This window comes from Uliginosibacterium sediminicola (genome assembly GCF_039631295.1).
Taxonomy (GTDB): domain Bacteria; phylum Pseudomonadota; class Gammaproteobacteria; order Burkholderiales; family Rhodocyclaceae; genus Viridibacterium; species Viridibacterium sediminicola.
Window position 1 is genome coordinate 56,088 of sequence record NZ_JBDIVE010000011.1, and the last position, 22,225, is coordinate 78,312.

Sequence of the window (22,225 nt, forward strand, 5' to 3'; positions counted from 1 at the left end):
TGTGTGCTGCGCTGTAGAGCAAGACCGATTCCGGGTACTGAAGTTCTGCCATCACGGATTGAGCTGGCGATAGGTTTCCTGCGCCAGGGCGAGCAGCTTGTCGCGCGCGATGTCGCCGGAGAGTGCGTAGCTCAGCTGATCGTCGAGCCAGTAGAAGGTGCTGATCGTGCCTTCCTGGGCGAACTGGAACGAGGTTTCGCCGACGTTTCCCTTCTGCGTCCGCAGATACAGCGTCAGGCGCTGACCGGCATCGTTCTGGAACATGAACTGCGCCACCGGCCCGGTCTCGCTGGGCAGCAGCCGGCCGCCGACCAGGGCATAGCCCTGCGCGTTGAGCACCGGCACCTTGAGTGGCTGGCCGAGGCGTTTGGACAGCCAGGTGACGAGGTGGGCTTCTTCGTCGGCAGCGACTTCGACCGCGTGGCGCTTTTCCGGTACGTAGATGGCATGCGCCATGGCGGCGATGTGCGAAAGGCTGGCTTGCGGCGCAGCGGGCGGCGTGTCGCCCAGCTCGTAGCGCATCAACCAGCCGACGAGCAAGCCGATGCTCAGCCAGACGACCGCAGCGGCATAGCGCAGCGGCGAGCGATGTGCGGCGCGCCTGGCCGCACGCAGCAAATGCTGCGGTACCGCCGTGCGCGCGATGGGGTCGAAATGCTTGTGCAGGATCGCATCCTGCTGCTGCCAGGTGGCGACGCGCTGTGCGGCTTCGCGATTCTCGCGCAGCAGGTTTTCGGCGCGATTGCGGTCGTCGATGTCGAGGCGGTCATCGACGTAGCGCAGCAGCGCATCGTCGGTCGGCGAGAGTTCGCGTTCAGGCGTAGCGGGTGGTCGCTGCTTCATTTGACCACCTTCAGATGAGTGATGCTGACCTCGCCTTGCAAGGCGCCACGCAAGCGCTCGCGGGCGCGGAACAGGCGCGACATGATGGTGCCGACCGGCACCCCGAGGACCTTGGCCGCTTCGGCGTAAGAGAGTTCTTCCAGCGTTACCAGCAGCAGGGCTTCGCGCTGCTCGGCGGGGACTTGCTGCAGGGCGCGGTCCAGATCGCGCAGCACCAGACCGTCTTCCTGCTCGGCGCGCACGGGCAGGTCGGGCAGCAGTTCGTCGGGGCGGTAATCGAGGTGGCCGGCGCTGCGCAGCTGATTGACGAAGATGTTGTGCATGATCGTGAACAGCCAGGCGCGCAGATTGCCCGGCCGCCACAGCAGCCAGCGCGACAGCGCGCGCTCGATCGTGTCCTGCACCAGATCATCCGCCCGCGAGGCGTCGCCGGTCAGCGCCCGCGCGTAGCGGCGCAGGCGCGGTATTTCGGCAATGATGTCTTCTTGTCTGTGCATGGCCGGCCGTAACACGAACACTCGTTGGGCGCCTCGGCAGCGCTGTTGATTCAGATCGTAGCAGCTCTTCTCGCCACGCGGCGCGCAGCGCGGGTTTTTGCTGCGCTGCAGCTGCCGGAATACGTAAGTGGGATGTAAGCTCGACTGCATCTAATCAGGGCCACAAAGGCTTTTTAAGCCTGGAGACAACTGAACACCACAAGTGCCCCGGATATTCCGGCGGCCACCAAACCCAAAGGAGACGTGTGACATGGCTGGCATCGATTCCGTGCTGCAGGAGCACCGCATTTTCCCGCCGTCTGAGGCCACCATTGCGCGTGCCACGATCAGTGGCATGGCCGCCTACGAGGCATTGTGCAAGGAAGCCAGCGACGACTACGCCGGCTACTGGGCGCGCCTGGCGCGCGAGCACGTGATCTGGAAGACGCCGTTCAGCACCGCGCTGGATGAGCGCGAGGCGCCGTTCTACAAGTGGTTCGAAGATGGCACGCTGAATGTGTCGTTCAACTGTCTGGATCGCCATCTCGACAATGGCAATGCCGACAAGGTTGCGCTGGTCTTTGAAGCGGACGACGCCAAGGTGACGCGTGTCACCTATCGCCAGCTGCATGCCCTGGTCTGCAAGTTTGCCAATGGACTCAAGTCGCGTGGCATCAAGAAGGGCGACCGCGTCATCATCTACATGCCGATGTCCGTCGAAGGCGTGGCGGCGATGCAGGCCTGCGCGCGCATCGGCGCGATCCACTCGGTGGTGTTCGGTGGCTTCTCGGCCAAGAGCGTGCAGGAGCGCGTGGTCGATGCCGGCGCAACGGCGATCATCACCGCCGACGAGCAATGTCGTGGCGGCAAGAACATCGCCCTCAAATCGGTGGTCGATGAAGCCTTCGCGCTGGGCGGTTGCGAGGCGGTGCACAGCGTCATCGTCTATCAGCGCACCGGCAATGCCTGCGCCATGCAGGCCGGCCGTGACGTCTTCCTCGGCGATCTGCTGGCCGGCCAGAGCGAGGTCTGCGAGCCCGAGTGGGTCAGCGCCGAGCACCCGCTGTTCCTGCTCTACACCTCGGGCTCGACCGGCAAGCCCAAGGGTGTGCAGCACTCTTCGGGCGGCTACCTGCTGCATGCGATCCTGACCAACAAGTGGACCTTCGACCTCAAGGCTGAGGATGTCTTCTGGTGCACCGCCGACATCGGCTGGGTCACCGGCCATACCTATATCGCTTACGGGCCGCTGGCTTGCGGCGCGACGCAGATTGTCTTTGAAGGCGTGCCGACCTACCCGGACGCCGGGCGCTTCTGGCGCGTCATCCAGGATCAGAAGGTGACGGTGTTCTACACCGCGCCGACGGCGATCCGCTCGTTGATCAAGGCCTCCGACACCACGCCGACGGCGCATCCGCGCAACTACGACCTGTCCAGCCTGCGCATCCTCGGCACGGTGGGCGAGCCGATCAATCCGGAAGCCTGGATGTGGTACTACGAGCAGGTGGGCGGCTCACGCTGCCCGGTGATGGACACCTTCTGGCAGACTGAAACCGGCGGCCACGTGATCACCCCGTTGCCGGGCGTGACACCCCTGGTGCCGGGTTCCTGCACGCTGCCGTTCCCGGGCATCCAGGTGGCGGTGGTCGATGAGGCCGGCGCCGATGTAGAGTGGGGCAAGGGCGGCTTCCTGGTCATCAAGCGTCCCTGGCCGTCGATGATCCGCACCATCTGGGGCGACCCGAACCGCTTCAAGACCAGCTACTTCCCGGCCGATCTGGGCGGCAAGCTGTATCTGGCCGGCGACGGCGCGGTGCGCGATGCGAAGACTGGCTACTTCACGATCATGGGCCGTATCGACGATGTGCTGAATGTCTCCGGCCACCGCATGGGCACCATGGAAATCGAATCGGCCCTGGTCTCGTGTAGCGAGCTGGTGGCTGAAGCGGCGGTGGTGGGGCGGCCGGACGACCTGACCGGCGAGGCGATCTGCGCCTTTGTCGTGCTCAAGCAGGCGCGGCCGACGGGGGATGCCGCCAAGGCCATCGTCAAGCAGCTGCAGGACTGGGTGGCCAAGGAAATCGGCCCGATTGCCAAGCCCAAGGACATCCGCTTCGGCGACAATCTGCCCAAGACGCGCTCGGGCAAGATCATGCGCCGCCTGCTGCGTTCGCTGGCCAAGGGCGAGGAGATCACGCAGGATATCTCCACCCTCGAAAACCCGGCGATCCTTGAGCAGCTCAAGCAAAGCTTGTGAGCCTGCGGGCCGGAATGAAGCGTTCCGGCCCATCGCGGGCGCAGCGCAGCAGGGGCGAGCGCGCTGTGCCAGGAGAATGTTGTGTTCAAGCTTGATCGTCACGCCCGCAGTTACCTGATCTTCAGCGTCTGCTTCCTGCTCTTCCTCGGCTGCATGGCCGGGGCAGAGTGGTTGGGCATGTCCCTGCAGTGGATCGGTTATCTGTTCCTGCTGGCGACCATCATCATGTACGCGGCGATCGGCGTGTTCAGCCGCACCACCGACGTGAATGAGTACTACGTCGCCGGGCGGCGCGTGCCAGCCATCTACAACGGCATGGCGACGGCGGCAGACTGGATGAGCGCCGCTTCCTTCCTCGGCATGGCCGGTACGCTCTATGTTGCCGGCTTCGGCGGCCTGGCCTTCGTGATGGGCTGGACCGGCGGCTTTGTCCTCGTCGGCCTCCTGCTGGCGCCGTATCTGCGCAACTTCGGCCAGTTCACCATTCCCGATTTCCTCGGCGCCCGTTATGGCGGTCATCTGCCGCGTCTGCTGGGCGTCGCAGCCGTGGTGATGGCCAGTTTCGTCTATGTGGTGGCGCAGATCTATGGCGTGGGCCTGATCACCAGCCGCTTTGCGAGCATCGATTTCTCCATCGGCGTGTTCGTTGGTCTTGCCGGGGTGCTGGTGTGCTCCTTCCTCGGCGGCATGCGTGCCGTGACCTGGACCCAGGTCGCGCAATACCTGGTGATCATCATTGCCTACTTGTTGCCGGTGGTGATGATGTCCTGGAATGCAACCGGCATGCCGGTGCCGCAGCTGGCCTACGGCCGCGTGCTGCAGCAGCTTGGCGCCGAGGAGCAGCGGCTGAGCGCCGCGCCGCTGGAGCAGGAGGTGCGCAACAGCCTGATCCTGCGCGCACATGGTTTGGCCGAGCGCATCAAGGGTTTGCCGGATTCGCTGTCAGCCGAGCGCAGCGAACTGACCGAGCGCCTCGAATACCTGCAGGACGCCAATGCGCCTGCGCGTGAAATCTCCCGCGTGCAGCGCCAGCTGCGCAATCTGCCGGCCGATGTGCCGGCCGCCTACAAGCAGTGGGAGGGCGAGTATCGCGATGCCATGACGCGCAGCCGCGCGCCGACGCCGCATGCCGAAGCCTATCCGGGCGACGCCGCCACGCCGGGCAGCCAGGCCGAGCGCATCAATTTCGTCGCCCTGGTCTTCGTGCTGATGATCGGCACCGCCGGCTTGCCGCACGTGCTGACGCGCTACTACACCACGCCGGACGTGCGCGTGGCGCGCAATTCGGTGTGCTGGTCGCTGTTCTTCATCCTCCTGCTCTATCTCACGGCGCCGGCCTACGCCGTGCTCGCCAAGTGGGAGATCTACCACCACATCGTCGGCATGCAGATTTCCGAGCTGCCCGGCTGGGTCTCGTCCTGGGGCAAGCTGGGTATGGTCAAGGTCGAAGACATCAACCTCGATGGTGTACTACAGCTGGCCGAGCTGAGCATCAACCCCGATGCCATCGTGCTCGCCACGCCGGAGATTGCCGGCCTGCCGTACTTCGTCTCCGGGCTCATCGCGGCGGGCGGACTGGCGGCGGCGCTGTCGACGGCCGACGGGTTGCTGCTCACCATCTGCAGCGCCTTGTCGCACGACATCTATTTCCAGATCCTCAACCCCGGCGCCGCCACGCAGCGCCGCTTGCTGATCTCCAAGGCGGCCCTGATGGTGATCACCATGTTCGCCGCCTGGGTCGCCAGCCTGCGGCCCGACAGCATCCTGTTCACCGTTGGCTTCGCGTTCTCGATTGCCGCCTCGGCGATCTTCCCGGCGATGGTCAGCGGCATCTTCTGGCGGCGCGCCAGCCAGTGGGGCGCGGTTGCTGCGATGCTCATCGGCCCGGCCGTGGCGATGTTCTACACGGTGCGCACACATCCGTTTTTCGGCGGCTCGATGGAGCACGCCTGGTTCCAGGTGCAGCCGATCTCCTGCGGCCTCTTCGGCGCCGCCGCCGGCTTTGCCGCGCTGTTCATCTTCAGCCTGCTCGGCCCGGCCCCCGACCCGGCCGCCGCCGCCCTCGTCGAACAACTCCGCAGCCCGCCCGCACGGCAAACTTCCGCATGAAGCCCCCTTTCCTGCGCGCGCGCTAACCGCTATACTCCCGCCTCTTCGCGGAGAGATGGATGAGTGGTTTAAGTCGCACGCCTGGAAAGCGTGTTCAGGATAATATCCTGACGGGGGTTCGAATCCCCCTCTCTCCGCCACAGTCAAGCAGGATCAAGATAAAGCGCCGCAAGGCGCTTTTTGTTTTTCTGCCCCCGCTCAGCGCGTTGGTGCGAGCAGCGCCTCCTGTACTTCCTTGATCGTTGTGTGCCAGTCGCCGACGCTGTGCTGGCGGAAGATTCTCATGCTGGGGTACCAGGGTGAGTCCTGGCGTTCGAGTTGCCAGCGCCATTCGGATTCGTGGCGGTTGAGGAGCCAGACGGGTTTGCCGAGCAGGCCGGCGAGGTGGGCGACCGAGGTGTCGACGCTGATCACCAGGTCGAGCTGGCTGATCAGGGCGGCGGTGTCGAGCATGTCTGCGCAGTCGTCCATCCAGTCGTGAAGTGGCAGGCCGCTGTCGGCGATCTGTGCGCGCGCCTCGCTTTTCTGCAGGCTGATCAGTTGCAGGCCGGGCACTTCGGCCAGTGCGCTGAAGTGGGCGAGGGGAATGCTGCGCAGGGCGTCTTTCTTGAGCTGTGGGTTGCCGGCCCAGACGAGGCCGACTTTGTGTCCGGCCAGGTGGGCGAGGCGCTGTTGCCAGCTGGCCAGCAAGTTGGCGGGGAGTTGCAGCGGCGGGTTGGCGGGAATATTCGCGTTGCTGCTGCCCAGGCGCTGTGGCAGGCTCATCAGCGGGCAGTGCAGGGCGTAGTGATGTGCGCTGCCGGCGAAGGCGCGGGCCTGTCCGGCGAGGCTGCAGACAGCGTCGGCCAGGCCGCTGGCTTCGATCAGGCGCAGCACATGCGGTTGGCAAAACACCAGCAGCTGGCCGGCGCCCTGGCGACGCAGTTCGGGCAGGTAGCGCAGCATCATCAGGGTGTCGCCCAGACCCTGTTCGGCCCACAGCAGCAGATTGCGGCCAGCCAGTGCCTCGCCTTGCCACAGCGGCACGCCGCCCAGACGTGGCAAGGTTTCGCGAATATAGCGGTAGGCCGGTTGCTGGCTCTCGAAGCGTTGTTCGAGCAGGGCAAAGCCGGCTTCCAGCTCGCCTTGCAGCAATAGCAGTTCGCCGAGGGCGAGCTGCGCTTCAGTACGTGTCGGGTCGGCCGCCGCCTGCTGCAGCCAGGTGCGCGCGCTGCCCAGATCGCCAAGCTCCCAGCAGGCGAGCCCGCTGTTCATCTGCGCCGGCCACAGATCCGGCGCTTGTTCGAGGCACCAGGCATATTCCGCCAGCGCACGCTGCGGCGCGCCGCGTTCCTTGTAAATATTGCCCAGGTAGTAATGCAGGTTCAGCGCTTGCGGCTGTCGCAGCAGTGCGTCGTGCAGCAAGGCTTCGGCTTCGTCGTGGGCGCCGAGCAGGCACAGGCTGTGGGCGAGCGCCAGCAGGCTGGGTTCGTCATCGGCTTGCAGTGCCAGGCAGTGCCGGAAGTGGGCGACGCTGGCGGCGTAGTCGCCCTGCTCGCGGGTGATCTCGCCGAGCTTGAAGTGGGCTTGTGATAGATTGGGTGCGAGCACGATGGCCTGCGTGGCATGCTGGCGCGCTTGTTCGAGTTCGCCTTGCTGCTGCAGCACGGCAGCCAGATTGTTGTAGGCGGCGGCCAGCTGCGGGTCCAGCGCGATGGCCTGGCGATAGCAGGCGGCCGCCGCGTCGAGCTGGCCGGCATTGAAATGCGCGTTGCCGCGTTGTTTCAAGTCTTCGGCGGAGCTGGCATGCGCCTGCTCTGCAGGGGCAGGTGAAGCGAACAGGGTGCGCAGCAGCTTGAACAAGAGGGCTTCCTCGGGCGAGCGGGTGTGCGACATTTTACGCGTCGGCTGCCGGCCTTTGGCGGGGTGCGGGAACCACTCGTGTCGTGCCCTGCCAAAGCGGCAGGGTGATGACCTGTCGTGATTCGGATCGGAGTGAGTGGATGGACTGGAAGCACGAAGTACTCAACAGCAGCATTTGGCTGGTCAAGACCTACCTCATCACGCTGCTGGTGTTTGTCGCGGGTATGGCCGCGCTGGCGCGTTTCACGGTGTGGGGGCGGCAGTTCTGGGCGATCAGCGGCGCGTATTTCTCGCCACGCCGCAGTTGGCGTTCGCTGGCGGCGTTGGCCTTGATCCTCTTGTTGTCCCTGATGTCGGTGCGGCTCAATGTGCTGTTCTCGTACTGGTACAACGGCATGTACACCAGCATGCAGGAGCTGGATAAAAATGCTTTCTGGATGCATGTCTACTTGTTCGCGGTGCTGGCCACGCTGCACATCATCCGCTCCTTGTTCGGCGAGTATGTGCGGACTGCGTTTTCGATTCATTGGCGGCTGTGGCTGACCGAGCGCCTGGTCGGCAAGTGGATGTCAGGCCAGACTTATTATCTGGGGCGCTTCGCAAAACCCGATGTGGATAACCCGGAGCAACGCATCCAGCAAGACGCCAGCAGTCTGATTGCCAGCACACTGGGTTTGTCGATGGGCTTGGTTGAGTCGGTGTTGTCGATTTTCACCTTCACGCTGATCTTGTGGAATCTCTCAGGCCCGCTGCAGATTGCGAGCGTCGAGTTGCCACGCGCGATGGTGTTCATGGTCTACATCTATGTGCTGATTGCTACGGTGTTTGCGGTGTGGATCGGGCGTCCTTTGATTGCCCTTAATTTCTTGAACGAGAAACTCAACGCCAGTTACCGCTACATGCTGATGCGTGTGCGTGAGTATGCCGAGAGCGTAGCGCTCTACCGTGGCGAGCAGGTCGAGCAGCGCAATTTGCAATCAGCCTTTGCCGCGGTCATCGACAATGCCTGGGCCAGCTTGTGGCGAAACCTCAAGTTCTTCGGCTACAACTTTACGATCAGTCAGACGGCCATATTGTTTCCACTGCTGGTACAGGGGCCGCGTCTCTTCTCTGGCAGCATCAAGCTGGGAGATCTGACCCAAACGTCCGAGGCCTTCGGTCAGGTGCAGGACGCGCTGTCTTTCTTCCGCCAGTCCTACGACTCCTTCGCCGGTTATCGCGCAGTGCTGAACCGGCTCTCTGGCTTCGAGCAGAACATCACCGCTTCGCAGGCGCTGGCGCTGCCCAAGCTGGCGCGTGACAGCGCAGCCTTGCGCCTGCAGGGTCTGAGCGTGTTGCGGCCCGATGGTGCGGTGCTGACGCGCGCACTCGAACTGCAGGTGAATGCGGGAGAGAGCCTGCTCATTCGCGGCCCCTCGGGTGCTGGCAAAACCACCTTGCTGCGCAGCCTGGCCGGCTTGTGGCCTTTCACGCAGGGCGAGGCGGCCCGGCCGGCGGATGCTGAAACCCTGTTCCTCTCGCAGAAACCGTATTTGCCGCTGGGTAGCTTGCGCAGTGCGCTGGCCTATCCGGCAGCCAGTGTCGATGATGCGCGGGCGCGCGAGGTGCTGCAGCGCGTGCAGCTGGGGCAGCTGGCAGAGCAGCTGGATATCGAACAGGACTGGTCGCAGACCCTCTCGCCGGGCGAGCAGCAGCGTCTGGCGTTTGGTCGTGCGCTGATCAATCGGCCGGCGCTGATCTTCCTCGATGAGGCGACTTCGGCGATGGACAGCGGCCTCGAACACGCGCTCTACACGACGCTGCGCAGCGCCTTGCCGGAGGCGATCCTGGTCAGCGTCGGCCACCGCGAAACGCTGGCGCCGCTGCATGATCGCGCCTTGAGTCTGGCGCGCGACGGCAGCTGGGCGCTGGCACCGACGACAGCGCCTGCCGCCTGAGGCGCGGCGGGCGGCGACATCAAGGAGCTATGCCATGGGGATTGAACGCAAAAGCATTCAACGCGGCGGCATCAAGTCTGCCGGCTATGATCGCGCCCAGCGGGTGCTGGAGATCGAGTTCGACGGCGGCCGCATCGTGCAGCACACCAGTGTGGGCGAGGAGATCGCGCGGCGCTTTCTGGCCAGCGGTTCGCCGATGAGCTATTACCGCGACAATATCGAAGACGAGTTCTCGCAACGCGCAGTGCGGTAGCTTAGAGACTGCTCACGATCTTTTCAGGTTTGAATTTTTGACGCAAAGGGCGCGAAGCAAACAAGGCAAGGTCCGCAAAGGAATACAAAGCGATGATGTCCGAAATGACTCCCTTTGCGAACCTTCGCTTTTCTTCGCGTCCTTCGCGTCAAAAATGCAGCGTTTGATCTTGTCCGCGAACAATCAAAAGATCATGAACAGCCTCTTAGAGTAACGAGCGCCGTGTCGGCGCTCGTTCAGCAGGACTCAGTGGTGGTGGCCATGTTCGCCGTGCACGTGGCCGTGGGCGATTTCTTCAGCGCTGGCGGCACGCACCGACAGCACCTTGACCGCGAAGCGCAGTGCCTGGCCCGCCAGCGGGTGGTTGCCATCGAGCAGCACGACCGGGCCCTTGATCTTCACCACGCGGTAATCGTGCTGCTCGCCCTTGTCGTCGTAGCGCTGCAGGTAGCCGCCGACCTTCACGCCGGGCGGGAATTCGCTGCGCGGGATGCTGGTCACCAGGCTTTCGTCACGTTCGCCGAAGGCGTCTTGCGCCGAGAGATTGAGGCTCACCTGGTAGCCGGCTTCCTGACCGTCCAGCGCTTCTTCTATTTTCGGCAGGGTGTTGTTGTAGCCGCCGTGCAGATAGACGCTGGGTTCGCGGCTCTCTTCGATGATCTTGCCCTGGGCGTCGAGCACCTTGAACAGCAGGGTGACGGCGGTGTCTTTTGCGATTTTCATGCGCGTATGCCTGTAAGCGATTAAGTCAGCCGGGCATTTTCGCTGATTGCCTGACTGAATGGAACCGCGTTGAGCGCTCAGCTCGAACAGCTCACTTCAAGATGGCTGGCCCAGTCCGGTGGCAGCTTGGCGTAGTGCGCATTGTGCGGCTGTTCGTCAAAAGGCTTGCGCAGGCAGTCAAGCAGGCGCTCGATTTCGCTGAAATCGCCCTCGCGCGCCTGGCGGATGGCCGCTTCCGCCAGCCAGTTGCGCAGCACGTATTTGGGGTTGACCGCCAGCATTCTTGCTTGTCGCTCGGCATCAACACTGTGCTCCTGCGCCAGGCGCGCCCGCCAGCTGGCCAGCCAGGCATCGCCGGCCTCGCGGTCGATGAACTGGTCGCGCAGCGCGGCGTCGGCCTGTGCGCGGGTGGCTTCTGCCGGCTCGCCCTGAAGCTGGCTCAGCGTGCGGAAGAAATTGGTGTGATCCAGGTGCTGACGCTGCAGCAGGCCATAGGTCTCGCCGAGGAAGTCTTCGTCGCCGTCCTGCGCGCTGGCAAAGCCCAGCTTGGCGCGCATCAGCTGTAGGAAGTGCGATTCGTAGCGGGGGATGTAGGCGCCGTCGATCAGGCTTTCGAGCTGTTCGGGGTCGATCAGCGATTGCAGCGCGTTGCCCAGCGCGTAGAGGTTCCAATGTGCAATGCGTGGCTGCATGCTGAATGCGTAGCGACCTTGTTCGTCAGAATGGTTGCAGATGTGATGCGCGTCGAAGGCCTCCATGAAGCCGAAGGGGCCATAGTCGAGGGTGAGGCCGAGGATGCTCATATTGTCGGTATTCATCACCCCGTGCATGAAGCCGACCGCCTGCCAGTGGGCGATCAGCTCGGCGCTGCGCCGCGCCACGTCGCTGAGCAGGGCTGCGTAGGGATTCGCTTCCTCGCGCAGCGTCGGGCGGAAATGGTCGATCAGGTAATCGGCGAGGATTTTGACTTCGTCCTTGCGGCCCTTGGCGGCCCAGTGCTCGAAGGAGCCAAAGCGCACGAAGCTCGGCGCCACGCGCGTCACCACCGCAGCGGTTTCGATGGTCTCGCGGCGCACGGGCGCGGGCGAGCCGATGATGCACAGTGCGCGCGTGGTCGGAATGCCCAGCGCGGCCATGGCTTCGGAGCAGAGGAATTCGCGGATCGATGAGCGCAGCACGGCGCGGCCATCGGCAAAGCGCGAGTAGGGCGTTTGGCCCGCCCCCTTGAGCTGTAGCTCAAGCGGGCCTGTTGGCGTGCTCACGCCGCCGAGCAGATGCGCACGGCCGTCGCCCAGCTGGCCTGCCCAGACGCCGAACTGGTGGCCCGAATACACTGCAGCAAGCGGCTCGCTGCCGGGCAGCAGGCGATTGCCGGCGAAGTATTCGGCGAAGTCCGCGCGCTGCAGTTGGTGCTCGTCCAGGCCGATCAGGCTGGCTACCTCGCGGCTGGCGGCGACCAGTGTGGGCGTCGGCAAGGGCGTGGGGGCCAGGCGGGTGTAAAAAACCTCGGGCAGGCGCGCGAAGCTGTTGTCGAAGGGCAGGCTTTCTAAGGTTGCGGCGGGGGCGGGCATGGGGGCATTCCATTCTTGTTGTCGCGCTTGGCGCGTTTGCCAAGGTGTATCACAAGCCTTGTTCCAACGGGCGCACTTTCTGCTTGAAGGCAGTGTCGGAACGGAACCAGGAGCTCATCATGCAGTGTGTCACGCATGCGCAACAGCCGTCTGCCATAGAGCTTGTAACGCACGCCGCGCCGTGCAGTCCGCGCCCCATCACGCGCGAAGCCTTGCTGAGCCTTGCCCAGCGCCCGGCTTACGGGGTCAGCCTGGCGCTGGCCGGCTTGTTGGCGCGACGCTGGCAAAGCCTGGGCAGCGAGGTCTTGCCGATTCATGGTCTGGATGCGGCCGAGACCCGCAAGATGCTCGACGCTCACTTTCCTGGTGCAAGCCTGCTGCTCGCGCACAGCGATTTACAGCCGGCGGACAGCTTCGTCTACGCGCCGGAGCTCGATGCCCTGGTCGGCCTGCTGGTGAGCTACCGCACGCTTGATGATCAAGACAGCTGCTGGCTGGCGCATGCGCTGGCCACCGCCTGTCTGGGCCGCGAGCCGCTGTGGCAGGAGCTGGGCTTGCCGCATGCGGGCCTGCTGTGCGATCTGTTCCACGGCTTTTTCAGTCCGCTGGCGGCGCACAACCGTCGCAGCCTGGACTGGCGCACCTTCCTTTACACCCGTCTGGCCGAGCGCACGCGCCTGAGCGCCTGAGCGCGCTCAGCTGCCGTCGTCGTTGGCCGGCGGCGCGATGCGCACCACCTCGTCCATCGAGGTCTGGCCCTTGGCGATCTTCAGCGCACCGGAGACGCGCATCGGCTTCATGCCTTCGCGGTAGGCCTGCTGGCGCAGCAGGGCCAGATCGGCATCGGGGCGCACGTGCTGGCGGATGCCCGGCGACATCAGGAGCGTCTCGTAGATGCCCATGCGGCCCTGATAACCGGTCTTGCGGCATTCAAGGCAGCCGACCGGGCGATAGATCTTGCTCGGCGGGGGCGATTTGAAGGGCTGCACCAGACGCGCCCACTCGCTCTCTTCTTCAGGCGTCAGATCGCTCGGTTCGCGGCAGTGCGGACACAGCGTGCGCACCAGGCGCTGGCCCATCACGCCGAGCAAGGTGGCGTTGAGCAGGTAAGAAGGTACGCCCAGATCGAGCAGGCGGGTGATTGCCGAGGGCGCGTCATTGGTGTGCAGGGTGGACAGCACGAGGTGGCCGGTGAGTGCCGCCTGGATGGCCATGTCGGCGGTCTCCAGATCGCGGATTTCGCCGATCATGATGATGTCCGGGTCTTGCCGCATCAGCGCGCGCACGCCCTGCGCAAAACCCAGGTCGATGCTGCCTTGCACCTGCATCTGGTTGAAGCTGTCCTCGACCATTTCGATCGGGTCTTCGATGGTGCAGACATTCACCTCGGGCGTCGCCAGCTGCTTGAGCGTGGAGTACAGCGTGGTGGTCTTGCCCGAGCCGGTCGGCCCGGTGACGAGGATGATGCCATTGGGCTGGCGCGTCATGTGGTCCCAGCGCTGCTGGTCCTCCTCGGTGAAGCCGAGTTCGACGAAATTGCGCACCAGCACCTCGGGGTCGAAGATGCGCATCACCAGCTTTTCGCCAAAGGCCGTCGGCAGGGTCGACAAGCGCAGCTCGACCTCCGAGCCTTGCGGCGTGCGCGTCTTGACGCGGCCATCCTGCGGGCGGCGCTTTTCGACCACGTCCATGCGGCCGAGAATCTTGATGCGGCTGGTCATCGCATTGATGACCGTCATCGGCAGCTGGTAGACCTGATGCAGCACGCCGTCGATGCGGAAGCGCACGATGCCCGCGTCGCGTCGCGGCTCGATGTGGATGTCGGAGGCGCGCTGATCAAAGGCGTACTGCCACAGCCAGTCGACGATGCGCACGATGTGCTGCTCGTTGGCATCGAACTGGCGATCCGTCTCGCCGAGGTCCACCAGCTGTTCGAAATTGGTGACATTGCTGCGCTGCTGCTGGTCGCTACCATGCGCTTTCTTGACCGATGCAGCGAGCTTGTAAAACTCGATCTGGAAACGTTCGATATCGACCGGATTGGCCAGCACGCGATGAATCGTCTTGCCGATCACCCTTTGCAGTTCCGGTTCCCACTCACGGACATAGGGCTCGGCGGTGGCGATCACCACCTCGTGGCTGCCCACTTGCACCGGCAGCACCTTGAGGCGCGCGGCGTAGGCACTTGGCATCACTTCGGTGACGCTGGCGAAGTTGATGCGCAGCGGATCGATGTGCAGGTATTCCATGCACAGCTTGCTGGCCAGCCATTCGGTCAGAACTTCAAGTGTCAGCAGTTTGTGCGGCGGCAGGGCGGATTTGAACTTCTGCTCGGCGATGATGGCAAGCGGGTGCATGCCCTGTTTTTGCAGATGCCGCTGGGCCATCGCCAGCTCGGCTTCGGCACGGCTGATCATCTGGTCGTCGAGCAGGTGACGCAGGATTTCCTTGACCGTCAGCGCGCGATCAGCGGCGGGCACCACGGTGGATTGCGACGCATGGGCTGCGAGCTGGGCGGACTTTGGCATGCGGTTCGATCTGGCGAAAAGTTCAGCGGTCAATGTAGCGCGTCCCAGCCCTGCGGGCAATTGCGGCGGCTGACTGGGTGCCGGGCGGCTGCGTGATAACATCGCGCAGACCTCAGAGGCTGCCCGTGATCCTTGTATCGTTCGTGGACGAGATCAATCACTGCATCTTTGACGTGAAGGACGCGAAGAGAAGTCCGGAGAGTGTCGCAAAGGAATCCAGTCAGGTGCGCCGTGTGATTTGAATCTTTGCGAAGCTTTGCTTTTCTTGGCGCCCTACGCCTCAAAGACAACTATCTGACACCGTGTTATGGCTGCTCCGAAAGTCGTGAGCAGCCTCTCAGAGCCTCAATCGCATGTCCGATATTCTTGAACATTTCGCTGAAGACGGCACACTCGCCCGTGTCATCGACGGCTTTCGTCCGCGCCCGCAGCAAGGCGAGATGGCGGACGCGATCTCCAAAGCCATCAAGGGCAATCGCGTGCTGGTCGCCGAAGCGGGCACCGGCACCGGCAAGACCTTTGCCTACCTCGTGCCGGCGCTGCTCTCGGGTGGCAAGGTGATCGTGTCCACCGGCACCAAGACCTTGCAGGACCAGCTCTTCCATCGCGATCTGCCCTCGGTGCGCAATGCGCTCAAGCTGCCGGTGTCGGTGGCCCTGCTCAAGGGGCGTGCCAATTACGCATGTCATTACCATATCGAGCGCGCCAAGAGCGAAGGGCGCTTCCTCAATCGTGAGGACGCGCACTACCTGCAGCGCCTCTCGCGCTGGATGCAGCAGACGCAGACCGGCGACAAGGCCGAGTGCAGCGATGTGCCCGAAGATGCCACGGTCTGGCTGGCGGCCACCTCGACGCGCGAGAACTGCCTGGGCCAGGAATGCGCCTATGCCAAGGAATGCTTCGTCACTGCCGCACGCCGCCGCGCGCAGGAGGCGGATGTGGTGGTCGTCAATCATCACCTGTTCTTTGCTGATGTGATGTTGCGTGACGAGGGCGCGGCCGAGCTGCTGCCCAATTTCAATACGGTGATTTTCGACGAGGCGCACCAGCTGCCCGAGACAGCCAGCCTGTTCTTTGGCGAGAGCGCCTCGACCGGCCAGCTGCTCGATCTGGCCCGCGACACGCGCACCGAAGCACTGATCGCCGCCAAGGACTTCATGCCCTTGCAGGACGCGACGCGCGCGCTGGAGAAGTGCGCTCGCGATCTGCGCCTGGCCATCACGGGTGAGAATGCGCGCTTCGGTTTTCAGCAGCTGGCGGCCAATAGCGCCCTGCATGCGGCGCTCGACGCGCTTGAGACGCAGATGAACGAATTCCTGGCGCTGGCCGAATCGCAGGCCGAGCGCTCCGAGGGGCTCGAAAAATGCTGGCAGCGCGCCACTGTGTTGGCCGAGCGTGTGGTGCGCTGGCGCCGTGTCGATGAGCCGGATCTGATCCGCTGGGCCGAGGTGTTCAGTCAGTCGCTGTCGCTCAACGTCACGCCGCTGCGCGTTGCCGAAGTGTTCAAGAAGCAGGTCGAAGGGCAGGCCAAGAGCTGGATCTTTACCTCGGCGACCCTGGCGGTCGGCCGCAGCTTCGAGCACTACATCCACGAGCTGGGCCTGGACCTGCTCGAAACGGCGCCCGAGACGGCGATGTGGGGCAGCCCCTTCGATTACGGCGCGCAAGCCATGCTCTACGCGCCGACCGGCATGCCCGACCCGAACAGCATGGACTTCGTCGATGCGGTGGTTGAAGCGGCCTTTCCGGTGATCCGCGCGGCGCAGGGCCGGACTTTCGTGCTGTGTACCTCGCTGCGTGCCATGCAGCGCATCCACGATGGCCTGCAGACGCGGCTGGAGGCCGAATCCCTGGGTTTGCCGCTGCTGATGCAGGGCCAGGGTTCGCGCAGCGAGCTGCTTGAACGCTTCCGCCGCATGGGCAATGCGGTACTGGTGGCCAGCCAGAGCTTCTGGGAAGGCGTCGATGTGCCGGGCGATGCGCTGTCGGTGGTGATCATCGACAAGCTGCCTTTTGCGCCGCCGGATGATCCGGTGCTCAAGGCGCGCGTCGAATGGATGGAGAAGCAGGGGCGCAATCCCTTCATGGACTACCAGCTGCCGCGCGCGGTGATCAGCATGAAGCAGGGCGCCGGCCGCCTGATCCGCACCGAGCGCGACCGTGGCGTGCTGATGGTGTGCGATCCGCGCATGCTCACCAAGCCTTACGGCAAGCGCGTCTGGCAGAGCCTGCCGCCGATGCGCCGCACACGCGAGCTGGGCGAGATCGAGGAATTCCTCGCGCAGCTGCCGCCGCCCGCCAGCCACGGCTTCTGAGCGAGGCGCGGGGCGCTTATCAGGGCCAACCCTGATCCGGCTCAAGCCTTGTATTGAAACTGCAGAAGACAATTGCAGCATTCAATGACAAGTGTTTGAGGCCTGAGCATGACTGCACAACCGCAATACATCGATTTTTCGCGCGACTGGCCCAGCCTGGGCTTGCCCGCGCATGTCATCGAGGTGCTCAGCGCCGCGCCTTCCCTGGTCGTCGCCGAGACGCGCGAGGATCTGCTCAACTGGTCGCTCGGCCGCGCGGCGGGCACGACCGACTGGAACCAGGGCAATCGCGAGGACAAGGGCGAGTACGAGAGTGCTTTCGACGTCCCCGGTGTCGGGCGTGTCGTCGAAGCCGTGGTCACCAAGGCGCGCAATGGTCTGGCGATCAACTTCCCCGATCCGCGCATGCGCCGCCGTGACCCGGATGCGATGGTGATCGGCGACAGCCTGCCGACCGACAAACCGACCTATCTCGAACGCTTTGGCGAAAAGTTCGACAAGACGCGTCAGAAGACCCTGGACTGGCTCAAGACCCAAGAGCTGGTGGTGGTGCCTTTCTATGCTGGCCCCTCCGAACTGGGCTATGGCGCGCTGCTGATCTGCCCGCGCAATGCCGCCTTCTTTGCCGGCGCGCTGGCCGATCTGCAGGGCATGATTGCCAATAGCCAGGTGCCGGCCAATTTCAAGCTCTCTGGCGGCGTCATCTTCATCGCACCGCCGTTCCGCCATTCGCTGTTTGATGGCAAGCAGGTGGTGGTGCATGCGCGCTGCACTACGCATCAGGAAATCTTCGCCTACAACCTTTATCCGGGGCCGAGCGCCAAGAAGGGCGTCTATTCGCTGCTGCTCGACATTGGCGAGCGCGAAGGCTGGACCACCAATCACTGTGCGGCGGTCGGCGTGGTCACGCCTTACGACAACCAGCTGGTGATCATGCACGAAGGCGCTTCGGGCGGCGGCAAGAGCGAGATGACCGAGCACATCCACCGCATGGAAGACGGGCGCCTGCTGCTGGGCAAGAACGTCGTGACCGGCGAGGAGCGCACCCTGGTGCTGCCCGAGGCCTGCCACCTGTTGCCGATGGCCGACGATATGGCCTGCGCCCACCCTCATTACAACGAAGGCCAGACCAAGCTGGCGATCAGCGATGCCGAGGCCGGCTGGTTCGTGCGCGTCGACCACATCAAGCACTACGGTACCGATCCGCACCTGGAGCGCCTCTGTCTGCATCCGGGCCGCCCGCTGATCTTCCTCAACCACTACATCGTGCCCGGCGGCCAGTGCCTGATCTGGGAACACATCGAAGACGCGCCCGGCAAGCCCTGTACCAATCCGCGCGTGATCATCCCGCGTGAGATGGTCGACGGCATCCAGGAAGGTCCGGTGTCGATCAATGTGCGCAGCTTTGGCGTGCGTTGCCCGCCCACCCACAAGGAAAGCCGCCAGTACGGCATCATCGGCATGCTGCACGTGCTGAGCCCGGCCCTGGCCTGGCTGTGGCGCCTGGTTGCCCCGCGCGGCCACGCTAATCCCAGCATCCAGGATTCCAAGGGCATGCAATCCGAAGGCGTCGGCTCCTACTGGGCCTTTGCCACCGGCAAGCGCGTCGATCAGGCCAATCTGCTGCTGCGCCAGATCGTGCAGAACACCGATACCCGCCACGTGCTCATCCCCAATCAGTACATCGGCGCCTGGAAGGTTGGTTTCATGGCCGAATGGATGGCCCGCGAATACCTCGCACGTCGCGGCAGCGCACGCTTCTCGCGCGAGCAGCTGGTCGAGAGCCCATGCTCGCTGCTCGGCTACGTGCCCAAGCAGATGCGTGTCGAAGGCTCGCTGATCCCGCCAGTGTTCCTCCATGTCGGCAGCCAGCTTGAAGGCGGCGTCGACGTCTTCGAAGAAGGCGCACGCCAGTGGCGCGAATTCTTCAAGCGCGAACTGGCCCCCTTCCTCACCGACGAACTCGACCCGCTGGGCCGCAAGATCATCCAGGCTTGTATGGATGATGCGACGCAGGAAGATTACTGGAAGCTGATACCGCACCAGATCTTCAAAGGCTAATCCCAGCCCCAGTAGGGCATAAGCCTAAGCGCGGCCTGATCTTGCGACTGCAGTGCTCGCCGTATAAAGCATACGGCTGCGCGCTTCCTCGCAAGCTGAGGCCGCTCGCTACGGCTTCTGCCCCACTGGGGGAGTTGGGTGAGTGGAGGGTTACAGCGCGGCCACATTTCGCGATTCCGATGCTCGCTGTATTTGCACGTAACTGAGCATACGGCTGCGCGCTTTCTCGCAAGCTGAGGCCGCTCGTTACGGTTTCTGCCCCATTGGGGAGCTTTGCTGAGTTGAGGCCTGCTGCGAGTCCAAGCGATGCGATGAGTTTTCGGAAGGCGTCAACAGGGGGGTGATCGTTCGCCACGCTGCATGGCGCAGAATTCGGCCAGCGCCAGGGGGCGGGCAAAGTGAAAACCCTGAAACGCTTTGCAGCCATGCTGTGATAGAAACTGGTGCTGGGCTTCTGTTTCTACCCCTTCGGCAATCACCTCTATCCCCAGCGAATGACCCATCGACAGGATCGCTTGCACGATGGCGCAGCTGTCCGAATCTTCCGGCACGCCTTGCACAAAACTCTGGTCGATTTTCAATTGCTGGAATGGCAGGTGCTTCAAGTAGGACAGCGACGAGTAGCCGGTGCCAAAATCATCCAGCGAAAACACGATTCCTTGTGCGCAGAGCGATTGCATGTGATCGACGATGCTCGTGTTTTTGATCGCAAAAATGCTTTCTGTCAGCTCTAGCTTGAGACGTGCCGGGTTCACTCCGGTGAATATCAGCATCTGCTGCAGGCGCGGAATGAAATTCGGGTTGATGAACTGGCGGGCGCTTACGTTGACCGACAGTGTGAGGGGTGCAAGCTGCGGATCGTGCGACCATTCAACCAGTGTTTCGCAGGTTTTCAGTAATACCCAGTAGCCGATTTCATGAATGGCACCTGTTTCTTCGGCGAGTGGAATAAATTGTGCCGGGGAAATCCAGCCTGCATCGGCATGCCGCCAGCGCAACAGGATTTCGCCGCCGGTGACTTCTTCATCGCTGCCCACCTGAGCCTGACAAAATAGCTGGAATTCGTTCCGGGCGATCCCGCCATGCAAGGCGACCTGCAGTCGCGCACTGATCTCGATGGTGTATTGAACGGCAATATCGAAAAAACGGATCGTGTTGCGCCCCCCTTCTTTGGCCTGATAAAGCGCCATGTCGGCATGCTTGAGGATTTCGTCCATGGCAAGTTTTTCGCCTTGAAACAGGCTGATGCCGATGCTCGACGAGGTATGGTACGGTTCAGCTTGCTCGCATAGCGTAAAGGGCTGGTTGAGCGTATCGCGAATTTTCTCGGCCAGCGTTTCAGCTGCTTTGGCAGCCTGACTTTCGGCCACCCCCAGGTTTTCGATCAGGATGACAAATTCATCACCGCCCAGCCGGGCCACGGTATCGGCAGCCCGCAATCCGGCGCTCAGGCGGCGGGCTACCTGAATCAAGAGCTGGTCACCGGCATCGTGCCCCTGTGTGTCGTTCAGGGTTTTGAAGTGATCCAGATCGAGGAAAAAGATGGCACACCATTCCTGGTGACGGGCACTGCTCACCCGCGCGTGCTGCAGTCGCTCTTGCAGCAGGCGCCGGTTGGGAAGTTCGGTCAGCGTGTCGTAATAGGCCAGATTCAGAATCTGCGCTTCGGCTTTTTTGCGCTGATTGATATCGTTGATCACGCTGATGAAAAAGCTCGGCTGCTGGGCATGATCGCGTACCAGCGCAACCGTGAGTTCGATCCAGGTAGATTCACCGGTTTTGCGGAAATAGCGCTTTTCCAGGGTGTAGGTCGAAATTTCCCCGGCCAGCAGCTGCGTCACCAATCTCAGGTCTTTGCCAAGATCTTCTGGATGGGTGATGTCCTGAAAGGTTTTGTGCAATAGCTCGGATTCGCTGTAACCCACGATTTCGCATAAGCGCTGATTAACCTGCAGCCAGCGACCGTCAGGAGATATCAGGGCAATCCCCACCGCCGCCTGATCAAAGATGCCGCGAAATTTACGTTCGCTGGCTTCCAGTGCCTGTGCTGCCTGGCGGATGGCGGATTGATCGCGCAGCATCAGCATGATGCGCAAATCCGCACCATTCAGGCGTGACAGACTGGCTTCTACCGGATGCGCATAGCCTTGTCGGTCAGCGACCATCAGATTGAACTTGCTGTGCTCGACCAGACCCGCGCGCAGGCGTGCGAGTTCCAGATCAAGCAATTGCAAGCCCTGCGGATCAATGCGCTGGCGCAGATCCGGGGTGTCGGCCGCATCGCCAAGCGCATGGCGTGCCGAGGTAGAAACATAAAGCGGCTCGTTGCTCTCGCCAAAGACGGCAATTACTTCTGCGGCGTGATCGGCAACCCAGAGTCGCTCCGTTTCCGAGCGATTCAATTCGAGCAGGAGCCGGGAATTCTGCTGATGCAGATACATCAGGCTGCCCAGCGCCAGCATGCTGGCCAACTGGAAAAGTGCCAGTACCCAGCCCGTGCTCAGCGCAAGCTGCAGGCCGTAGGCGTAAGGGGTAACCAGAAATAGCGACAATGCTTCGCATAAGCCGCTCCATGCCCCCAGTGCCGCAAGCTGCCGGAAAAATGCCCGCGGGTTTTCCTGTACCGGTTTCTTGTGGAAATGAAAGTAGAGCAGCAACCCGGCGGCATTGAGTGCGAGTCCCCATACTCCGGCCCAGGCTCCGGCCCCGCCTAAATAAAGCCGGTACAGCATGCCGGTGATGGTCGTGACGATCCCGACCCAAGGACCACCGAACAGCATGGCGGTGGCAAGGACAGCTCCCCGGGAATCCAGGATAACCCCGGCCGATACCATAAAAGGTTTGGCCAGGATCAGACACATTGCGGCTGAAAACAGGATGCCCAAAAGGGCCTGGCGTGCAAATGTGTTGGCCGGATAGCTAAACGATACGACGACGACATAGCAGCCGAAAAGGCTGATTAACGGAAATAGTGTCGGCAATATGCCCAGCAACAAGGACATCCTACCTCCGGCAACATAAGGTCAATTGTTACCCTAGCACAGGGTATGGCCGCCATTCGAAGAACAGGTGTGCTGAGCCGTCCAGCTTTCTTGCATAGCACGCTGTCTGTTGCGCGGCGCAAACCGCTCGGACGACGCAAGGCGGCACTCTGACGGCTATGGCCGAGCTATATGAATTGGCTATCCGACAGGTTTCAGCGCACAGCAGTCATTCAGATGACGACTTTGCGGCAAGACCGAATGCCTGCTTCTGGCCGATTAAGCTTAACTGATCATAGCTAACAGTACGCTTACATCATATATCGATC

Annotated in this window: 14 protein-coding genes and 1 tRNA gene; 8 read left to right on the top strand and 7 right to left on the bottom strand. The window is 62.9% G+C overall.

Annotated elements, in window-relative coordinates:
• Positions 1-51 precede the first annotated feature (51 nt).
• Both ABDB84_RS17245 and ABDB84_RS17250 read right to left on the bottom strand, forming a co-directional pair.
• Positions 52-843 carry an anti-sigma factor family protein gene (locus ABDB84_RS17245; RefSeq protein ID WP_345921008.1) on the bottom strand — a complete coding sequence of 264 codons (792 nt, stop codon included), beginning with the start codon at positions 841-843 and terminating at the stop codon, positions 52-54.
• Complete coding sequence (locus tag ABDB84_RS17250; protein WP_345921009.1) at positions 840-1,340, bottom strand: sigma-70 family RNA polymerase sigma factor; 501 nt, start codon at positions 1,338-1,340, stop codon at positions 840-842. Before ABDB84_RS17250 ends, ABDB84_RS17245 begins: the two co-directional genes overlap by 4 nt.
• A 250-nt stretch (positions 1,341-1,590) precedes the next feature.
• Here ABDB84_RS17250 and acs point away from each other — a divergent pair, with 250 nt between their 5' ends.
• From acs to ABDB84_RS17265, 3 genes are all read left to right on the top strand, one after another.
• Entirely contained in the window at positions 1,591-3,576 is a 1,986-nt protein-coding gene (acs, locus tag ABDB84_RS17255) for an acetate--CoA ligase (protein WP_345921010.1), read from the top strand.
• Positions 3,577-3,657: 81 nt separating this feature from the next.
• Positions 3,658-5,685: a sodium:solute symporter family protein gene (locus ABDB84_RS17260; RefSeq protein WP_345921011.1), complete on the top strand. Its 2,028-nt coding sequence runs from the start codon at positions 3,658-3,660 to the stop codon at positions 5,683-5,685.
• 49 nt (positions 5,686-5,734) lie between these two features.
• A tRNA-Ser gene (locus ABDB84_RS17265) sits at positions 5,735-5,825 on the top strand.
• Between the two features lie 58 nt (positions 5,826-5,883).
• Here ABDB84_RS17265 and ABDB84_RS17270 read toward each other — a convergent pair.
• Positions 5,884-7,560, bottom strand: coding sequence for a tetratricopeptide repeat protein (locus ABDB84_RS17270; RefSeq protein WP_345921012.1), 1,677 nt, complete (start codon positions 7,558-7,560; stop codon positions 5,884-5,886).
• 107 nt (positions 7,561-7,667) lie between these two features.
• Between ABDB84_RS17270 and ABDB84_RS17275 the strand changes: the two genes are divergently transcribed.
• Complete coding sequence (locus ABDB84_RS17275) at positions 7,668-9,464, top strand: ABC transporter ATP-binding protein/permease (protein ID WP_345921013.1); 1,797 nt, start codon at positions 7,668-7,670, stop codon at positions 9,462-9,464.
• 34 nt (positions 9,465-9,498) lie between these two features.
• Positions 9,499-9,717, top strand: a complete 219-nt coding sequence (locus ABDB84_RS17280) for a KTSC domain-containing protein (RefSeq protein WP_345921014.1) — start codon at positions 9,499-9,501, stop codon at positions 9,715-9,717.
• A 246-nt stretch (positions 9,718-9,963) separates the two neighbouring features.
• On the opposite strand, the gene ABDB84_RS17285 is transcribed toward ABDB84_RS17280, so the two are convergent.
• Complete coding sequence (locus ABDB84_RS17285) at positions 9,964-10,440, bottom strand: FKBP-type peptidyl-prolyl cis-trans isomerase (protein ID WP_345921015.1); 477 nt, start codon at positions 10,438-10,440, stop codon at positions 9,964-9,966.
• Positions 10,441-10,517: 77 nt separating this feature from the next.
• Positions 10,518-12,011: a protein adenylyltransferase SelO gene (locus tag ABDB84_RS17290; RefSeq protein ID WP_345921016.1), complete on the bottom strand. Its 1,494-nt coding sequence runs from the start codon at positions 12,009-12,011 to the stop codon at positions 10,518-10,520.
• 119 nt (positions 12,012-12,130) lie between these two features.
• On the opposite strand from ABDB84_RS17290, the gene ABDB84_RS17295 reads away from it, so the two are divergent.
• Positions 12,131-12,700: a nitrogen fixation protein NifQ gene (locus ABDB84_RS17295; protein WP_345921017.1), complete on the top strand. Its 570-nt coding sequence runs from the start codon at positions 12,131-12,133 to the stop codon at positions 12,698-12,700.
• Between the two features lie 6 nt (positions 12,701-12,706).
• On the opposite strand, the gene tfpB is transcribed toward ABDB84_RS17295, so the two are convergent.
• Positions 12,707-14,539 carry a type IV pilus assembly ATPase TfpB gene (gene tfpB / locus ABDB84_RS17300; protein ID WP_345921018.1) on the bottom strand — a complete coding sequence of 611 codons (1,833 nt, stop codon included), beginning with the start codon at positions 14,537-14,539 and terminating at the stop codon, positions 12,707-12,709.
• Between the two features lie 353 nt (positions 14,540-14,892).
• Here tfpB and yoaA point away from each other — a divergent pair, with 353 nt between their 5' ends.
• Positions 14,893-16,854 carry a DNA repair helicase YoaA gene (yoaA, locus tag ABDB84_RS17305; protein ID WP_345921019.1) on the top strand — a complete coding sequence of 654 codons (1,962 nt, stop codon included), beginning with the start codon at positions 14,893-14,895 and terminating at the stop codon, positions 16,852-16,854.
• 108 nt (positions 16,855-16,962) lie between these two features.
• Positions 16,963-18,915 (top strand): DUF4914 family protein, encoded by a 1,953-nt coding sequence (locus ABDB84_RS17310; RefSeq protein WP_345921020.1) that lies wholly within the window; start codon positions 16,963-16,965, stop codon positions 18,913-18,915.
• Between the two features lie 329 nt (positions 18,916-19,244).
• Here ABDB84_RS17310 and ABDB84_RS17315 read toward each other — a convergent pair whose 3' ends face one another.
• Positions 19,245-21,917: an EAL domain-containing protein gene (locus ABDB84_RS17315; protein WP_345921021.1), complete on the bottom strand. Its 2,673-nt coding sequence runs from the start codon at positions 21,915-21,917 to the stop codon at positions 19,245-19,247.
• Between the last annotated feature and the right edge of the window lie 308 nt (positions 21,918-22,225).

Bases quoted from the DNA above. Each gene is read 5' to 3' on its own strand.
- ABDB84_RS17245 (WP_345921008.1), bottom strand. From the start codon at position 843: ATGAAGCAGCGACCACCCGCTACGCCTGAACGCGAACTCTCGCCGACC.
- ABDB84_RS17250 (WP_345921009.1), bottom strand. From the start codon at position 1,340: ATGCACAGACAAGAAGACATCATTGCCGAAATACCGCGCCTGCGCCGC.
- acs (WP_345921010.1), top strand. From the start codon at position 1,591: ATGGCTGGCATCGATTCCGTGCTGCAGGAGCACCGCATTTTCCCGCCG.
- ABDB84_RS17270 (WP_345921012.1), bottom strand. From the start codon at position 7,560: ATGTCGCACACCCGCTCGCCCGAGGAAGCCCTCTTGTTCAAGCTGCTG.
- ABDB84_RS17275 (WP_345921013.1), top strand. From the start codon at position 7,668: ATGGACTGGAAGCACGAAGTACTCAACAGCAGCATTTGGCTGGTCAAG.
- ABDB84_RS17280 (WP_345921014.1), top strand. From the start codon at position 9,499: ATGGGGATTGAACGCAAAAGCATTCAACGCGGCGGCATCAAGTCTGCC.
- ABDB84_RS17285 (WP_345921015.1), bottom strand. From the start codon at position 10,440: ATGAAAATCGCAAAAGACACCGCCGTCACCCTGCTGTTCAAGGTGCTC.
- ABDB84_RS17290 (WP_345921016.1), bottom strand. From the start codon at position 12,011: ATGCCCGCCCCCGCCGCAACCTTAGAAAGCCTGCCCTTCGACAACAGC.
- ABDB84_RS17295 (WP_345921017.1), top strand. From the start codon at position 12,131: ATGCAGTGTGTCACGCATGCGCAACAGCCGTCTGCCATAGAGCTTGTA.
- tfpB (WP_345921018.1), bottom strand. From the start codon at position 14,539: ATGCCAAAGTCCGCCCAGCTCGCAGCCCATGCGTCGCAATCCACCGTG.
- yoaA (WP_345921019.1), top strand. From the start codon at position 14,893: ATGTCCGATATTCTTGAACATTTCGCTGAAGACGGCACACTCGCCCGT.
- ABDB84_RS17310 (WP_345921020.1), top strand. From the start codon at position 16,963: ATGACTGCACAACCGCAATACATCGATTTTTCGCGCGACTGGCCCAGC.
- ABDB84_RS17315 (WP_345921021.1), bottom strand. From the start codon at position 21,917: ATGTCCTTGTTGCTGGGCATATTGCCGACACTATTTCCGTTAATCAGC.